Source organism: Bradyrhizobium sp. Ec3.3, from assembly GCF_000472925.1.
GTDB lineage: Bacteria > Pseudomonadota > Alphaproteobacteria > Rhizobiales > Xanthobacteraceae > Bradyrhizobium.
In genome coordinates this window covers 163,863-178,954 of sequence record NZ_AXAS01000008.1, presented here as the reverse complement: position 1 = coordinate 178,954, position 15,092 = coordinate 163,863, and the positions used below count along the sequence as shown (strand labels likewise).

The following is a 15,092-nucleotide window of genomic DNA, read 5'->3' as shown; positions in this document are numbered from 1 at the left end:
ACCCTCACCCTTTGTCCGCCAGCACGTTCCGGAGAAACCATCCCATGAGCCCCCCCTCGCAGATCTACGCGAAGATTACCGGTCCCATCGTCATGGTCGGCTTCGGCTCCATCGGCAAAGGCACGTTGCCGATGATCGAGCGGCACCTCGATTACGACAAGTCGCGCATCACCGTGATCGATCCCAAGGACGAGGGCCGCAAGGCACATTGCGAGAAGCACAATGTCAGGTTCATCCAGAAGGGCGTGACCAAGGACAATTATCGCGACTTGCTGACCCCGCTGCTCACTGAAGGCGGCGGCCAGGGCTTTTGCGTCAATCTCTCGGTCGATACCGGCTCGACCGACATCATGGAGCTCTGCAACGAACTCGGCGCTCTCTATATCGACACCGTCAACGAGCCCTGGCTCGGCTTCTATTTCGATGCCTCGAAGGGTCCCGAAGCGCGCTCCAACTACGCCCTTCGCGAAGTGACGCTGGCCGCCAAGAAGGCGCGCGCCGCGCGCTCGACGACGGCCATCTCCTGCTGTGGCGCCAATCCCGGCATGGTCTCGTTTTTCGTCAAGCAGGCGCTACTCAATGTCGCCGCCGACCTGAAGCTCAATGCCCCCAAGCCGAAGACCAAAGCCGAATGGGCGGACTTGATGCGGCAGGCTGGCGTCAAGGGCATCCACATCGCCGAACGCGACACCCAGCGCTCCAAGTCGCCGAAAGAGCCTGATGTCTTCGTCAACACCTGGTCGGTGGAAGGCTTCCTGTCGGAAGGCGTGCAGCCGTCCGAACTCGGTTGGGGCACCCACGAAAAATGGATGCCCGAGAATGCGCGTACCCACGAAGCCGGCTGCGGCGCCGCCATCTATCTGATGCAGCCCGGCGCCAACACGCGCGTGCGCACCTGGTGCCCGACCCGCGGCGCGCAGTATGGCTTCCTCGTCACCCACAACGAATCGATCTCGATCTCCGATTACTTCACGGTGCGTGACGCATCGGGCACGGCGATCTATCGGCCGACCTGCCACTATGCCTATCATCCGGCCGACGATGCCGTGCTGTCGCTGCATGAAATGTTCGGCCGCGCCGCGAAGATGCAGGAAAAGCACCACATCCTCGACGAGAATGAAATCGTCGATGGCATCGACGAACTCGGCGTGCTGCTGTTCGGCCATGACAACAATGCCTACTGGTACGGCTCGCAGCTCTCCATCGAAGAGACCCGCAAACTCGCGCCGTATCAGAACGCCACCGGCCTGCAAGTGACCTCCGCCGTGCTCGGCGGCATGGTGTGGGCGCTGGAAAACCCGAACGAAGGCATCGTCGAAGCCGACGAGATGGATTTCGATCGTCTGCTGGAAATCCAGATGCCGTATCTCGGCCCGGTGAAGGGTTTCTACACCGACTGGACGCCGCTGACGGATCGTCCGGGACTGTTTCCGGAAGACATCGATACGAGCGATCCCTGGCAGTTCCGGAATATTCTGGTGCGCTGACGGCGCGCCAGCGTGATGCCCTGCCAAGGCGGGGCATCAAAAATGTCGAAAACAACCCCATGCAAAGTAGCCGGTGACGGCTGGCTGGGCCTGTTCTGCCCCCAACACGCTGTCATGCCCTCGCGAAGGCGGGGCATCCAGTACGCCGCGGCCTCTCCGTATCCTCTTGCTGTCTCTGGAATACTGGATGCCCGCCTTCGCGGGTGATGACACCGAGGACGTGGATAACGCCTACTACTTCTCCTTGAGCGGCGGCTCCTTGATCGGCGGGGCGATCTTCTCGGCTGGCGCCTGTGGCAACACCGGCTTGGCGGCACCCTGGGTCTGCGGATCCGGGTGCGCGGGCTCAGGCGCCGGGGTGGTGGGGCGTTCGCCGCCCGGCTTTGATTGCGCAGGCGTCCTGCTGTGATCATCCGGCGCCGGCGTACCCTGCAGCGGCGGCGTGGCCTGGGCGGTCTGCATCCGGCTCTCGGCCCGGATCTGCGCCAGCGACAGGCCGGAGATCAGGACGCCCGCTCCGAACAGGAAACAGGCGATCAAGAGATCCCGGTGAAATCTGAGCTTGTCTTGCTTGCCGGCCATAACGCTACCCGCGAATTCGTTCGCAGCATCAACGAAATGGCCCGACCGCAGTTCCGCGCGATGTCGCCGCAGGGAACCTGTGGAAGCACCGCGTTCAGTCCGTCGTGCTGACTTCCCAGGTGGCGTGCCGGACGCCGGACTGGCGCTGCATGTCGACCGCCACGGCGTTCAGCTCGTTCGGATCGACGGCGGTCGCGACCAGCTTTGCGACGATTTCCAGGATGTCGTCGCCGATCTCGGCGACCTCGACATCCGCCACGGGATATTTCGCAGCTTCGAGCTTGTCGACGATGCGGTCGCGCATGTCGGGCAAGGCTTCCGTCGTGACCGCGACCTTGAAGTAGTAGGTCGCCTCCAGTGCCTTCTCGTTCAGCGGGATGCGGTTGATCGCGTTTACCAGGGGGCGCAGCAGCGTGTTGCCCGCGATGATGAACACCGTGAGTGCGACGGCCTGCGCGACCAGGTCGGCGCCGGCGCAGGAGCCCACGGCGGCCGAGGCCCAGAGCGTCGCCGCGGTGTTCAGCCCGCGCACGTCCATGCCCTGCTTCATGATGACACCGGCGCCAAGGAAGCCGATGCCGGAGACGACGTAGGAGATGACGCGGACCGCGCCGTCGGCACCCGTCAGGTGCATGGCGAGATCGACGAACGCAGCGGCACCGACTGCGACCAGCACGTTGGTGCGCAGGCCCGCGGTGCGCTGGCGATATTGCCGCTCGGCACCGATCAGCGTTCCCAGCACGAAGGCCGTGAACAGGCTGATCAGCGTGTCGAGGAAGTCAGCAAGCTGGAAGGTCGTCAGAAACCGCATGGCCCCTCGCGGCGGTAAACGTGGTCTAGCTGCGCGCCAAGAAGCAGGTGCGCTCCCTCTCCCGCTTGCGGGAGAGGGTTGGGGTGAGGGTGTCACCGCAATCGAGAACCCCGATGCGGAGAGAGCCCTCACCCGCGCCTTCGGCGCGACCTCTCCCGCAAGCGGGAGAGGTGAAGCGAGCCGCGGCGTCGATTTCGCCAAGACCCATCCCACTCAAAGCTCGAGCAGCCCTCCATCGCCGGTCTCGTCGGCGAATGCAAGCAGCGTACCTTTGGCGTTCCAGGCGAGCGCCGCGACCGGCGCGGTGCCGTTGCGGCGGACCAGAATCTCCGCGCCGTCCTCCAGCCGCACCATCAGCACGGTGCCGTCGCTGTAGCCGGCGGCAAAGATGTCGTTCTTCGGATGACAGGCGACGACCGAAACGCGCGCCTGCAGGGGCGCGAGCATCGCGGGCTCCTTGCCCATCGGGCCGTCCTTGCTCGCGAACGGCCACAGGATCACGGTATCGGCGCCCGACGTCGCCAGTGCCTTGCCGCCGGCGCTCCAGGACATCGAGCGGACGCGGCCGGGATAGCCGGTCATGCGCATATGCCTGTTATCGGCGAGCCGCCAGCCATGCAGCGCAGGCTCGTGCATCGCGGTGACCAGAAACTTGTTGTCCGGGCTGAAGGTGACGGCGAGATGCGAGCCGGCCCAGGGCAGGAATTCGGCAGATCCCGCCATGTTCGGAAACCACAGCGTCGCGCCGTTGTAATGCGCGATGGCAAGTCGCAGGCCCTTCGGCGCAAATGCAAGGCCGCCGACGGTCGAGGGCACCTCGATCGACTTCTCCTCTAGCTTGCCGCTCTTGACGAAGGCGAACTTGCCGGCCGACCAGGCGAAGGCGCCGTCGGGATGCAGCGCCACCGCATCGATCCAGCGCCGCTTGGGATCGGTCGCGAGCAGCGTCACCTCGCCCTTGCCGTCGAGCGAGACGACCTTGCCGTCGTCGCCACCCATAATGAGGCGCTTGCCATCGCTGGCCGTGGACAGAATGCCACCGCCGTGGACGGCGACCATATTGATTTCACCGCTCGCGTCGACTAATGCGACGTTCTCCTCGCCGCCGACGAAGGCGGCGCGCGGGCCAAGAAAATGCACCGACGTCACGGCCATCCCGAGCGCGACCGGCTTGACGCGGTCGGTGACCGAGACGATCGAGGGTGAATCGGGAGCTGGCGTAAACTCTTTCATCACGAGACGATGCAGCTCTCGAAACCCTCGCGGATCGCCTGTTCCGGCAATTCGCGACCGATGAAGACGAGACGACTCTCGCGCGGCTCGCCCTCCTTCCACTTCCGCTGGTGGTTGCCCTCCAGCATCATGTGGACGCCCTGGAAGACGTAGCGGTCGTCATCGTTGTGGAAGGCGAGGATGCCCTTGGAGCGCAGGATCTTCTGACCCTCCACCTGCACGAGGTTCTGCAGCCAGGGCATGAACACGTTGGGATCGAGCGGCTTGTCGGTCTTGAGCGCAAGCGACTGCATCTCCTCGTCGTGATAGTGCTTCAGGCCATGGCCGTGATCATGGTGGTGATGATGGTCGTGGCCGTGATGGTGGTGATGATCATGGTCGTGGTCATGATCATCGGCCTCCAGAAAGTCCGGCTCGATATCGAGAATGCGGTCGAGGTCGAAGGCGCCGCGGTCGAGCACGTCAGCCAAGGCTACCGAGCAGCGCTCGGTGCGGTGCAGCTTCGCATAGGGGTTGATGCCGCGGATGCGGGCCTCGACCTCGGCGAGCTCACCCTTGGAGACGAGGTCGGTCTTGTTCAACACGATGACGTCGGCAAACGCGATCTGGTTCTTGGCCTCGGGCGCGTCCTTCAACCGGTCGGACAGCCATTTGGCATCGGCCACCGTCACGACCGCATCGAGACGCGCGTTCTTCTGCACGTCCTCGTCGACGAAGAAGGTCTGGGCGACCGGCGCAGGGTCCGCAAGACCCGTGGTCTCGACGATGATGGCGTCGAACTTGCCCTTGCGCTTCATCAGGCCGTCCATGATGCGCACGAGGTCGCCGCGCACGGTGCAGCAGATGCAGCCATTGTTCATCTCGAACACTTCCTCATCGGCGCCGATGATGAGGTCGTTGTCGATGCCGATCTCGCCGAATTCGTTGACGATGACGGCGTATTTCTTGCCGTGGTTCTCCGACAAAATGCGGTTCAAAAGCGTGGTCTTGCCGGCCCCGAGATAGCCGGTCAGCACGGTCACGGGAATCTTGGGGGAGGTCACTTCAGACATAACTACTCCGACATCGGGCTTTTTCGCGCGACGCGAGGCGGGGTGGCCCCTGCCCTAGTGGTCAAGCGCGCTGGTCAGGGCCTTTATATTGTGCCTGACCATGTCAATGTAAGTGGGGGCGGACCCCTTTTCGCCCGTCAAACCGTCGGAAATCAGGGTCCCGCCGACCTTGGAGCCGGTCTCCGCGGCGATCCGACGGATCAGCCGGTCGTCGCTGATATTTTCGAGGAACACGGCCGGGATTTTTTGGGCCCGGATCTGCCCGATGATGCCGGCGATATCGCGGGCGCTGGGCTCGGTTTCGGTGGAGACGCCGAGCGGAGCGATGAACTGGATACCGTATTCGGCAGCGAAATAGCCGAAGGCATCGTGGGTCGAGATCACCTTGCGCCGCTCGGGGGGAATTTTTGCGATGGCCTCGCGCACCTCGCGGTCGAGCGTTTCGAGCTTTTCCAGATAGGCCTTGGCTTGCCTACGGAAAACTTCCGCATCCTCAGGCGCGGCCGCGGCCAGCGCGGCGGCGATGTTGGTCACATAGGCTTTCGCGTTGGGGATCGATTGCCAGGCATGCGGATCGGAATCCGAGCCGAGCTTGAGCGGCGCGATGCCGGCGCTCGCCGTCACGACGGTCGCCTTGCTGCCCGAGGACTGCACCAGCCGCGGCAGCCAGCCCTCGAGACCAAGCCCGTTGACGATGACGAGTTTCGCGTCCGCGATCCGCTTCGCATCCCCCGGCGCCGGCGTGTAGACATGGACGTCGCTGTCGGCGCCGACCAGCGTGGTGAGGTTGATGCGATCGCCGCCGATATTGCGGGCAAAATCGGCGAGGATCGAGAAGCTCGCGACCACATTGAGCCGCTCCGCCGCTTGAAGCGGTGAGGTGATCAAGAGGGATGCAACGACGAGGAGCAGGAAGCGGCGCATCACGCCTCCAGATGCCGGCCGGGAAACATCTGCCGGACCAGGCCGCCGACGCTGCCGAACAGCACGGAGACGACGTAGAACGCGGTCGCCACCAGGATGATCGCCGGCCCTGAGGGTATCCGCGTCTGGAACGACAGCACGAGCCCGGCATAGCCCGAGACCCCTGCTGCGATGACGGCGATAGAGATCATCGCGGTGAGATCGCGCGACCAGAACCGCGCGATGCCGGCGGGCATGATCATCAGGCCGACCGCAAGCAGGGTGCCGAGCGCCTGAAAGCCATTGACGAGGTTGATGACGACGAGGGCGAGGAAAGCGAGATGCGCTGGTCCCCCGGCACGGCTCACGGTGCGCAGGAACAGCGGGTCGACGCTCTCGATCACCAGCGGGCGGTAGATCACCGCGAGCACGAGCAGCGTGACCGTGGCATTGAAGGCGACGACCAGCAGCGTCTGGTCGTCCATGGCGAGGATGTTGCCGAACAGCACGTGCAAGAGGTCGATATTGGTGCCCTTGATCGAGACGATGGTGACGCCCAGCGCGAGCGAAGCCAGATAAAAGGTCGCGAGCGAGGCGTCCTCCTTCAGGCCCGTCGAGCGCGCGACGACGCCGGCGAGGATGGCGACCGCAAAGCCTGCGATCAGGCCGCCGGCAGTCATCGCGAACAGATTGAGGCCGGAGAGCAGGAAGCCGATCGCGGCACCGGGGAGGATCGCATGCGCCATGGCATCGCCGACGAGGCTCATCCGCCGCAGCATCAGGAATACGCCGATCGGCGCGCCCGCAAGCGAAAGCGCGATCACGGCAGCGAGCGCGCGCCGCATGAATTCGAATTCGGTGAAGGGGCCGATCAGCGCGTCATACATCGTGCGTCATGCCGCCTGCGAGCGCTCGTCATCGTCGGCGCAGGCCGCCGCGCTGTCGTCGAACGCTTCGCACATCCGCATCGCGACCATGAGGTTCTCCGCCGTCAGCACCTCGGCGGTCGCGCCCCAGGCCACCGGACCGCGCGCGAGCAACAGCGTTTGCGGGAAGTGCGCCCGCACCATCTCCATGTCGTGGAGCGCGGCGAGCACGGTGCGGCCCTCGCCATGCCAGCGCGTCACCAGGGCGAGCAGATCGGCCGTGGTCTTGCTGTCGATCGCGTTGAAGGGCTCATCGAGCACGATGAGCGCAGCATCCTGGAGCAGCACGCGCGCGAACAGCACGCGCTGCATCTGCCCGCCGGAGAGCGTGCCGATCGGGCGATTCTCAAAACCGTTCAGCCCGACGGCGGCGATCGCGCGCAGGATCCTCTCGCGCGCCGCTTTGCCGATGCCGCCGAACAGGCCGATCCCACGCCACAGGCCCGTGCCGACGAAATCGAACACCGAGATCGGGAAGCTGCGGTCGATGTCGGCGGTCTGCGGCAGATAGGCGATATCGCGCTGATCGATCCCGCCGAGATGAATGCTGCCTGCGAGGGGCTTCAGGATGCCAACGATGCCGCGCAGCAGCGTCGACTTGCCGGCGCCGTTCGGGCCGATCACCGCGACCAGCGCCCCAGGCACGATCTCGCCCTTGAGGTGATGGACCGCCGGGTGCCGGTCATAGCCGAGGGTGACATTGTGGAAACCGAGCGCCGCCATGGTCACCTCATCGCCAGAAAGACCATGCCCCAGAGCACCGCGCAGACGGCAAGCGCCGCTGCCAGGCGGCCCGCCATGGTCATGCGCAGGATCGACCAGGGCGCGGCCTGGGCCGGGTGCGGCGCCAGGGGATCGTGGACGTGGGCGTGCGTATGGTCATGCCCATGGGCATGGGCGTGGTCATGGGAATGGTCGTGATGATGGGCGTGGGACGCGGCGGGGACCATCCGGGAACGTTATATTATAACATTACCCCTGTCCACGCCCGGAATGCTGTCATTCCGGGGCGGCTCAAAGAGCCGAACCCGGAATCTCGAGATTCCGGGCTCGATGCTTCGCATCGCCCCGGAATGACGTCCCAAAACGTTCAAGTCCTCTCACGGCTTGCCGATCACCATGGCGATGGCCGCCGCCACGAACGGGAAAGGCACCGAGACGGCGCAGCGGAACCAGACGAAACGGGCCGGCATGAAGGGGATTTCCCACAGGATCACCCGCTGGAAGGCGAACAGCGCCCAGGCGACGACATAGGCGACCACCTGCGGCACGCCGCCGCCGGACTTCAGCGCCACTGTGCCGATGGAGAAGCCGATCACGGGGCCGCCGGGCGTGGCAGCGCCGGCGACCACAGCGGTGGCCACCCCGAGCCAACCGCTATCGGGGCCGAGCCAGCCGGTAATCACCTCCTGCGGGATGATCGCGGCGATGTAGCCGGAGCCGATCACGCCCAGCGCGATCCGCGGCACGATGTTGATGAAATCCATCGACCCCTCGCGCAGCGAGGCCTTGAACACGGGTTTGCCACGGCGGAAGGCGAGCAGGCCGACGCCGAGCACCGAGCCCCACAACAGGATATCGATGAGGAGTGCGGCGCTCACGTCTCGTCGTCCTCTGCATCACGCTTCGGATAGAGCCGGACATAGACGAAGCGACCGAGCGCGCCGGCGAGCACCGGCAGCGGCAGCGAGATCACGATCCGCCACAGCGTGAAATCCGTGCCCATGATGGGGATTTCCCAGGCGACCGCCCGGCCATAGCCGATTAGGGTCCAGCTCACGACCATGGCGATGGTGGCGCCGAAATCGGCACCGACCGCGAGCAGCGCGCTCGCCACCGGATAGGCGGTAAACGGCCCGCCCGGCAGGATCGCGCCGAAGGCGGTGCCCATCAAAAGGCCCATCAGGCCGGAGTTCGGCCCGAGCGAGCGCGACACCTTCTCGTGCGGCAGGATCTCCGAGATGAAGGCCCCGAGCAGGCAGCCGGCGAGCACGCGCGGCAGGATGCCGCCAAACAGCGAGAGATCGTGAGTGAGAATGTCGAGGACGCCTTCGGTGCCGTCACGCCGCCAGACCAGCGCCGCGCTCACCGCCACGAGCACCGCGATGATGATGGTCGACCAGCCGATCGGCTTGCGGATGCGCCCCGGCCGCGGCTCGGACTCTGCGTCCTCGGCAGGCGCCGGATTGTTCGGGAAAGGTTCTGACAACGGGCTCGGGTCGGATCGAGGGGATGCCCGTTCTGCTTAAGGGCGCCACTGACGCGATGCAAACACAGTGATGGCGGGGGCGATGCGCGCCCCGCGCAGGGCTATGCGAGGCGGAGGCAAATTCCGCGCAGCAAAAAGGCGGTCGCAAGACGCGACCGCCCTTTCGTTGTTTCTGTCATTCAGGGGGCACGAAGTGCGAACCCGGAATCTCGAGATTCCGGGTTCGATGCTGCGCATCGCCCCGGAATGACACGAGTTGCTATCTCACGCCTTGTCGAACAGCGACTCCACGTATTCCCAGTTCACGAGGTTCTCGACGAAAGCCTTCAGATAGTCGGGGCGGCGGTTGCGGTAGTCGATGTAGTAGGAGTGCTCCCAGACGTCGCAGCCGAGGATCGGCGTGGCGCCATGCACCAGCGGATTCTCGCCGTTCGCCGTCTTGGAGATCTCGAGCTTGCCGTTCTTGACCTGGAGCCAGCACCAGCCGGAGCCGAACTGGCCGACGCCGGCGGCCTGGAAGTCCGCCTTGAACTTGTCGAAGCCGCCGAGGTCCTCATTGATCTTCTTCTCGAGCTTGCCGGGCAGCTTGGTGCCGCCGCCATTGGGCTTCATCCAGCTCCAGAAGTGGATGTGGTTGTAGTGCTGGCCGGCATTGTTGAAGACCGCCGGGTTCTTCCCGAAGGAGCCCTTCACGATCTCCTCAAGGGACTTGCCTTCCCATTCGGTCCCCTTGAGCGCGTTGTTGCCGTTGGTGACATAGGCCTGATGATGCTTGTCGTGGTGATATTCCAGCGTTTCCTTCGACATGTACTGGCCGAGGGCGTCATAGGCGTAAGGGAGAGGGGGGAGCGTAAAGGTCATGGCTTGTTGTCCGCAACTGGGTGGGGAACGTGTTCTAACGGTCACCCCTTATAGAAGGTTCCTGCGCCGTTAAATACCTTAGAATTTGCGAAAACGCCTGATGCGACGGCATGGCCTCATTGCCCAAACTCACGCACAAGATCAGGCCCGCAACCAGGCTCGTGGACGGGGCGTAAAATATCATTGCCTTTGAAGCGTTTAAGAGAGAACGAATGCATCCTCGCGCGGAGTTAGCAAAGGCGGACCCATGAGCATCGAGATCGACATCTTGAACGGCGACGCCTCGTGGCCGATCGCCGATCCGCTGTTCAAGGCAGTCTGGCCGCGCGATGCCGTAGAGAAGCGGCCCTGGGGCCACATCAAATGGGCCAATACCGAGCTTCGCGTGTTGATCGAGGCGCCCGAGGGTGGGCTTGCCTGTCATGTAGGCATCTACTTCCGCACCATCACCTGGAACGGCCGCAAGGTCCATATTGGCGGCATCGGCGGCGTCGTGACTCGCGAGGACTGCCGTGGACGCGGCTACGCGACGCTCGCAATCGATGCCGCTATTCACACCATGCGCGCCAACGAGGCAGTCCGCTTCGCGCTCCTGTTCTGCGAGCCACATAATTTCGCGTTCTACCAGGCTCGTAACTGGCATCCTTTCACCGGCGATGTCTATTGCGAGCAGCCGGAGGGACGGATCCGCTTCGACTGCACGGCGCCGTTCGTCTTCGACATCGTCCGCGCGCCGCGCCTGGGCACCATCGACCTATGCGGCCTGCCGTGGTGAGCCCTGCGTGAACGGAGGGCTGGCGCGGACGATGCCTGCCTTGTAGTATGTTGACCATCATTTAATTTCGTCCGGTGACGCATGACGATCGACGCCCCCATAGACGCCGCACCGTCGCGTGCCCCGATGACGTCGCCCATAGCCAGCCTTTTGACCGCGCCGATCCTGCCGACACTGTTGCGGCTGGCGATCCCCAACATGATCGCGATGGTCGGCAGCACACTGGTTGCGATCGCCGAGACCTCCTATATCGGCCGGCTCGGCACGATTCCGCTCGCCGCGATCGCGCTGGTGTTTCCCTTCGCGATGCTGACGCAGATGATGAGCGCGGGCGCGATGGGTGGCGGCGTGTCGTCTGCGATCAGCCGGGCGCTCGGCGCGGGCGACCGGGATCGCGCCGCGATACTGGCGGTGCACGCCGCCATCATCGGCATTTGCGGCGGGCTGTTCTTCACCGTGATGATGCTGGTCTTCGGCCGCAGCTTCTTCACGCTGCTCGGCGGAGGCGGCAATGTCCTCGAAGAAGCCTGCAATTATTCGCAGGTGCTGTTTTCCGGCGCGATCGCGATCTGGCTGGTCAACACGCTCGCATCCGTGATCCGCGGCACCGGCGACATGCGCCTGCCCTCGATGACGCTGATCGGCACCAGCCTGGTGCAGGTCGTGGTCGGCGGCACGCTGGGGCTCGGCCTGTTCGGCGTGCCGCAACTCGGTATGCGCGGCGTTGCCTCCGGCCAGCTCATCGCCTTCATGCTCGCGGCCATTTTCTTCGTCTGGTATCTGCTCGCGGGTCTCAGCCGCCTGCCGCTGAATTTTGGCGCATTCCGGTTCGAGCGCGGCATGTTCCTCGACATCCTCAAGGTCGGCGCGGTGGCCTGCCTGTCGCCGCTGCAGACTGTGCTCACAATCCTGATCTTCACGAAAATTCTCGCAAGCTTCGGCACCGAGATGCTCGCTGGCTATGGCATCGGCTCACGACTGGAATTCTTGCTGATCCCGATCACCTTCGCCTTCGGCATTGCCTCGGTGCCGATGGTCGGCATGGCGATCGGCGCCGGACAGTTGCAGCGCGCGCGGCGCGTCGCGTGGACGGCGGCCGCAGCCGCGGGCCTCACAGTCGGGCTGATCGGCGTGACCGTCGCGCTCGATCCGGCGATCTGGGTCTCGCTCTTCACCCGCGATGCCGGCGTCACCGCCGCTGCGCACAGCTATTTCCACTGGGCGGGGCCGGCCTTCGTGTTCTTCGGCGTCGGCGTTTCGCTGTATTTCTCCTCGCAAGGTGCCGCGCGTGTCGGAGGCCCGGTGCTTGCGTCAACCGCGCGACTCCTGATCGTTGCCGTCGGCGGCGTCGCGCTCACGGCTGCCCAGGCGCCCGCCTGGACGCTGTTCGCCCTGATCGGCGGCGCCATGACGGTATTCGGACTGTCCACCGCAACGTCCGTTGCCCTTGCGCGCTGGGGCAAATGAACGCAGGAATGTGATGCAGCCGCGCGTTGCATGATGGCGATTTGCTGCTATGGAGACGCCTCCATTTTCGGGGCTTCTCATGATTTGCAGATTCGCTGTTTTCATCGTTCTCTCTGCTGCGCTGTTCGGTGCGCCCTCGGCACGCGCGCAGAGCGCGGATGCGAGCGGGACCTGGCTGACGCAGGCGGGCGACGCGCGCGTCAAGGTCAGCAAATGTGGCGGCGGCATCTGCGGCGTCATCGTCTGGCTGAAGGAGCCCTACGACACCGCAACCGGCCAGCCCGCGAGCGACAGCAAGAATCCAAATCCCGCGCTCGCCAGGCGCCCGCTGATCGGCTTGCCGCTATTCAACGGCATGCAGGCCACCGGTCCCAACAAATGGTCGGGGCAGATCTACAACGCTGATGACGGCAGCATGTATGCGAGCAATATCTCCGTCACCGGCACTGATACGCTCCGCGTCGAAGGCTGTGTCGGTGCCTTGTGCGGCGGCGAGACCTGGACGCGCGTGGGCCGCTGAGCTGATCTCTCATGTCCCGGAAGCACTGCGGCACGCAGTGACGCTGCGCAGAGCCGGGACCCACATGCTTATGGGCCCCGGCCCTGCAGCGCATCACCATAGCGCGTCGAAGACGCGCGTGAACGCGCTTTCGGTGCTGCGCTGCGTCCGGGGTACGAGAATGGCGTCACGCCGTCGCCTTCAACGCCGTTGCCGCCGACGCATAGCCGCCGCGCGCGCCGTCGATGAAGTGGACGTGGTCGCTCCGCAGCGCCGAGGGCGTGAAGCAGGTCATCATTGCCGCATCCTGCCGGTGCAGGCCGTAGCGCACGATGCCGCTCTTCGCCGCCGCTGCAAGCCGATCGCTCAGGTCGCGCTCGAGCTCCGGCGTGCAGTCGAGGATCATGCGCAGGCCGTCGTCATATTTGCGGAAGTCCGAGTTCTCGACGACCTGCCGCGTATAGGTTTTGGGCACGAAGCCGCCGACCTTGATGTCGAAGCGCACGATCAAATAGGCGAACAGTGTATAGGCCAGCACGCTGATGCGGCGCTTGAGCAGCGAGCCGCCGCGCCTCGCACGCGCCTCATAGTCGAGCCCCTGCGGCGGCCATTTCAGCGGCGGGCCCTGCGGCGGCACCGGCCGCCCCGCATCTGGACTGCGCTCGACGAGATGGAGGACGTCCTCGATCACCTTGCGGAAGGCAGACGGATCGGCACCGCGCGCCGGCACCACCAGCACGGACAGGATGAGCCCGCGCGAGGCCGGGATCTCCTCGAACCGACAGGACAGGCCGGACAGATCTGGCTGCGTCCCGTCGGGCGCCTCGGCAACGGCGAACTCGCCGCGCTTCATCGCGGCTTCGGCCCACCCCAAACCTCCGCCGGAGAACATCGCATAGGACAGGTTGGCCGACGGCCCGAAGCGCGCGACGCGCACGTCCAGGCCTACGCTGCGGATCGCGCTGACCGGCACCAGCGCGACGCGCATCTTCAGATCGAGATCCTGCCTGACCCAGGTCGCCGTTGCCGCCAGCGCGTCGCGGGCACGATCGAGGTCGCCGGGCGCAACCGCAAAGCTCGCGCCGTCTCCTCCGAACACGAAGGGGAATTCCCTGCCCTCCAGCGCGTTGGTGACGGCGGCGATCACCGCAGCACCGGCCATGTTGACCGCCTTGTAGCGCTGCGCCGCAATCGCCTTGGTGGAATCGACGATGTCGGCCACCCCGATGGTCCAGTCATCCGGCAGCGGTGAATAGAGGGAGGGATCCATCAGGCTGGTAAAGCCGCGGAAGACGGAGATGCTGCCGTAGAAGGGGACGCCTGCTGTCATCGCCTGAGGCCGGATGGCTGGTGAGCTTCGAAGAGGAGATACGTTGCAGAATTGATCCGGGTTCGCCGATGACGAGCCCTGGCGATCATTGGCTGAAACGGGGCCGGACAACAAGCCGGGACCGCGCTGCAATGCCGCAGGCTGTCATTGACCGGCATCAAACCGGCTGCCGCCGGGAGCGCTTACAATTAAAACGTCTGAAGGCTTGCTCACGGGACGATCAGGGTGGCTGATACCGGCAAGAAGGATTCCGCAGCTCCCGTGCGCAGGCGTACGGGGCTCGATGCCGTCAGCGCGGTGCGAATGTCGGAAGACCTGACCGCCGCAGTCGATGCCTGGGCCGAGGTCCACCAGATCGCGCGCTCGGATGCGATCTGCCAGCTGGTTATGCTCGGCCTGAAGGCTGCGGGCGCGGTCCCCATCGTCCACGGCACGATCACGCGCGATCACATCGAGATCGAGGAGCGCGCGGCGAGGCAGCTCGATCAATTGCTCGACCCCGCATTGCCGGCAGAGGAGCGCGAACGGCGCATTCGCCGCCTCACCGAAGGCCCGCCGGAATTTTCAAATGAACGGATCGATCTGCCGAAGCGCAAGGGCTGAGACGAGCGCACAAAAGCGCTAGTGCAGCTTCTCCTTCTCCGCCGCCGAGGGCGCGTGCACATCATGGCAGCCGACAAGCCGGACAAATTGCTGCGGATACATTTCGTAGCCGTGATCGCCGGAATTCTGATGCGACATCGGCTTGCAGTTACTGACGCTCTCTCTTGCTTGAGATGACTGCGCTGACACCCGCGGAAGGTTCGATGCGGTCATGCACTGCTCCCTGTCGATTAGGGCAGATCGATTGACGTAACACAACCGATTGCGGGGCATCTTAGAACCAAATGCGCGGAAATGAAATTGAGCCCGATCAACTCAATTGTGGCGCTGAAAGTTCCCTATTCTAGTTTGAGC

Annotated in this window: 18 protein-coding genes; 5 read left to right on the top strand and 13 right to left on the bottom strand. The window is 64.6% G+C overall.

Going from position 1 to position 15,092, the window contains the following annotated elements; translation table 11 throughout:
• Window positions 1–44: 44 nt before the first annotated feature.
• Window positions 45–1,487 carry a homospermidine synthase gene (locus YUU_RS0110025; RefSeq protein ID WP_027522239.1) on the top strand — a complete coding sequence of 481 codons (1,443 nt, stop codon included), beginning with the start codon at window positions 45–47 and terminating at the stop codon, window positions 1,485–1,487.
• Window positions 1,488–1,721: 234 nt separating this feature from the next.
• Here the strand turns inward: YUU_RS0110025 and YUU_RS60145 are convergent, their stop codons facing one another.
• The 11 genes from YUU_RS60145 to YUU_RS0109970 form a co-directional block, all read right to left on the bottom strand.
• Window positions 1,722–2,069 (bottom strand): hypothetical protein, encoded by a 348-nt coding sequence (locus YUU_RS60145; protein WP_027522238.1) that lies wholly within the window; start codon window positions 2,067–2,069, stop codon window positions 1,722–1,724.
• Window positions 2,070–2,163: 94 nt separating this feature from the next.
• The gene (locus YUU_RS0110015) at window positions 2,164–2,880 is read right to left on the bottom strand and encodes an MgtC/SapB family protein (RefSeq protein ID WP_027522237.1); all 717 of its coding nucleotides are present in this window, start codon (window positions 2,878–2,880) and stop codon (window positions 2,164–2,166) included.
• A gap of 213 nt (window positions 2,881–3,093) precedes the next feature.
• Entirely contained in the window at window positions 3,094–4,113 is a 1,020-nt protein-coding gene (locus YUU_RS0110010; protein WP_027522236.1) for a WD40 repeat domain-containing protein, read from the bottom strand.
• A complete protein-coding gene (locus tag YUU_RS0110005) occupies window positions 4,113–5,165 on the bottom strand; it encodes a GTP-binding protein (protein ID WP_027522235.1) in 1,053 nt (350 codons plus the stop codon). The genes YUU_RS0110010 and YUU_RS0110005 overlap by 1 nt, the downstream gene beginning before the upstream one ends.
• Window positions 5,166–5,219: 54 nt before the next feature.
• Window positions 5,220–6,089 carry a metal ABC transporter substrate-binding protein gene (locus YUU_RS0110000; RefSeq protein WP_027522234.1) on the bottom strand — a complete coding sequence of 290 codons (870 nt, stop codon included), beginning with the start codon at window positions 6,087–6,089 and terminating at the stop codon, window positions 5,220–5,222.
• The gene (locus tag YUU_RS0109995; protein WP_027522233.1) at window positions 6,089–6,955 is read right to left on the bottom strand and encodes a metal ABC transporter permease; all 867 of its coding nucleotides are present in this window, start codon (window positions 6,953–6,955) and stop codon (window positions 6,089–6,091) included. The genes YUU_RS0110000 and YUU_RS0109995 overlap by 1 nt, the downstream gene beginning before the upstream one ends.
• 6 nt (window positions 6,956–6,961) lie before the next feature.
• Window positions 6,962–7,717 (bottom strand): metal ABC transporter ATP-binding protein, encoded by a 756-nt coding sequence (locus YUU_RS0109990; protein WP_027522232.1) that lies wholly within the window; start codon window positions 7,715–7,717, stop codon window positions 6,962–6,964.
• Window positions 7,718–7,719: 2 nt separating this feature from the next.
• The gene (locus YUU_RS61110) at window positions 7,720–7,944 is read right to left on the bottom strand and encodes a hypothetical protein (protein WP_027522231.1); all 225 of its coding nucleotides are present in this window, start codon (window positions 7,942–7,944) and stop codon (window positions 7,720–7,722) included.
• Between the two features lie 150 nt (window positions 7,945–8,094).
• Complete coding sequence (locus YUU_RS0109980) at window positions 8,095–8,595, bottom strand: hypothetical protein (protein WP_027522230.1); 501 nt, start codon at window positions 8,593–8,595, stop codon at window positions 8,095–8,097.
• Window positions 8,592–9,203 carry a permease gene (locus YUU_RS0109975; RefSeq protein ID WP_027522229.1) on the bottom strand — a complete coding sequence of 204 codons (612 nt, stop codon included), beginning with the start codon at window positions 9,201–9,203 and terminating at the stop codon, window positions 8,592–8,594. Before YUU_RS0109975 ends, YUU_RS0109980 begins: the two co-directional genes overlap by 4 nt.
• Window positions 9,204–9,467: 264 nt before the next feature.
• Window positions 9,468–10,064, bottom strand: coding sequence for a superoxide dismutase (locus YUU_RS0109970; RefSeq protein ID WP_027522228.1), 597 nt, complete (start codon window positions 10,062–10,064; stop codon window positions 9,468–9,470).
• A gap of 247 nt (window positions 10,065–10,311) precedes the next feature.
• Between YUU_RS0109970 and YUU_RS0109965 the strand changes: the two genes are divergently transcribed.
• The 3 genes from YUU_RS0109965 to YUU_RS0109955 all read left to right on the top strand — a co-directional run bounded on the left by YUU_RS0109965 (window position 10,312) and on the right by YUU_RS0109955 (window position 12,826).
• Window positions 10,312–10,839 (top strand): GNAT family N-acetyltransferase, encoded by a 528-nt coding sequence (locus tag YUU_RS0109965; protein WP_027522227.1) that lies wholly within the window; start codon window positions 10,312–10,314, stop codon window positions 10,837–10,839.
• An 81-nt stretch (window positions 10,840–10,920) separates the two neighbouring features.
• Window positions 10,921–12,306, top strand: a complete 1,386-nt coding sequence (locus YUU_RS0109960; RefSeq protein ID WP_027522226.1) for an MATE family efflux transporter — start codon at window positions 10,921–10,923, stop codon at window positions 12,304–12,306.
• 79 nt (window positions 12,307–12,385) lie between these two features.
• A complete protein-coding gene (locus YUU_RS0109955; RefSeq protein ID WP_027522225.1) occupies window positions 12,386–12,826 on the top strand; it encodes a DUF2147 domain-containing protein in 441 nt (146 codons plus the stop codon).
• Window positions 12,827–12,992: 166 nt separating this feature from the next.
• On the opposite strand, the gene YUU_RS0109950 is transcribed toward YUU_RS0109955, so the two are convergent.
• Window positions 12,993–14,135, bottom strand: coding sequence for a DUF3095 domain-containing protein (locus YUU_RS0109950; RefSeq protein ID WP_027522224.1), 1,143 nt, complete (start codon window positions 14,133–14,135; stop codon window positions 12,993–12,995).
• 225 nt (window positions 14,136–14,360) lie between these two features.
• Here YUU_RS0109950 and YUU_RS0109945 point away from each other — a divergent pair, with 225 nt between their 5' ends.
• The gene (locus tag YUU_RS0109945; RefSeq protein WP_027522223.1) at window positions 14,361–14,738 is read left to right on the top strand and encodes a hypothetical protein; all 378 of its coding nucleotides are present in this window, start codon (window positions 14,361–14,363) and stop codon (window positions 14,736–14,738) included.
• Between the two features lie 18 nt (window positions 14,739–14,756).
• Here YUU_RS0109945 and YUU_RS0109940 read toward each other — a convergent pair whose 3' ends face one another.
• Window positions 14,757–14,951, bottom strand: a complete 195-nt coding sequence (locus tag YUU_RS0109940) for a hypothetical protein (protein ID WP_027522222.1) — start codon at window positions 14,949–14,951, stop codon at window positions 14,757–14,759.
• Between the last annotated feature and the right edge of the window lie 141 nt (window positions 14,952–15,092).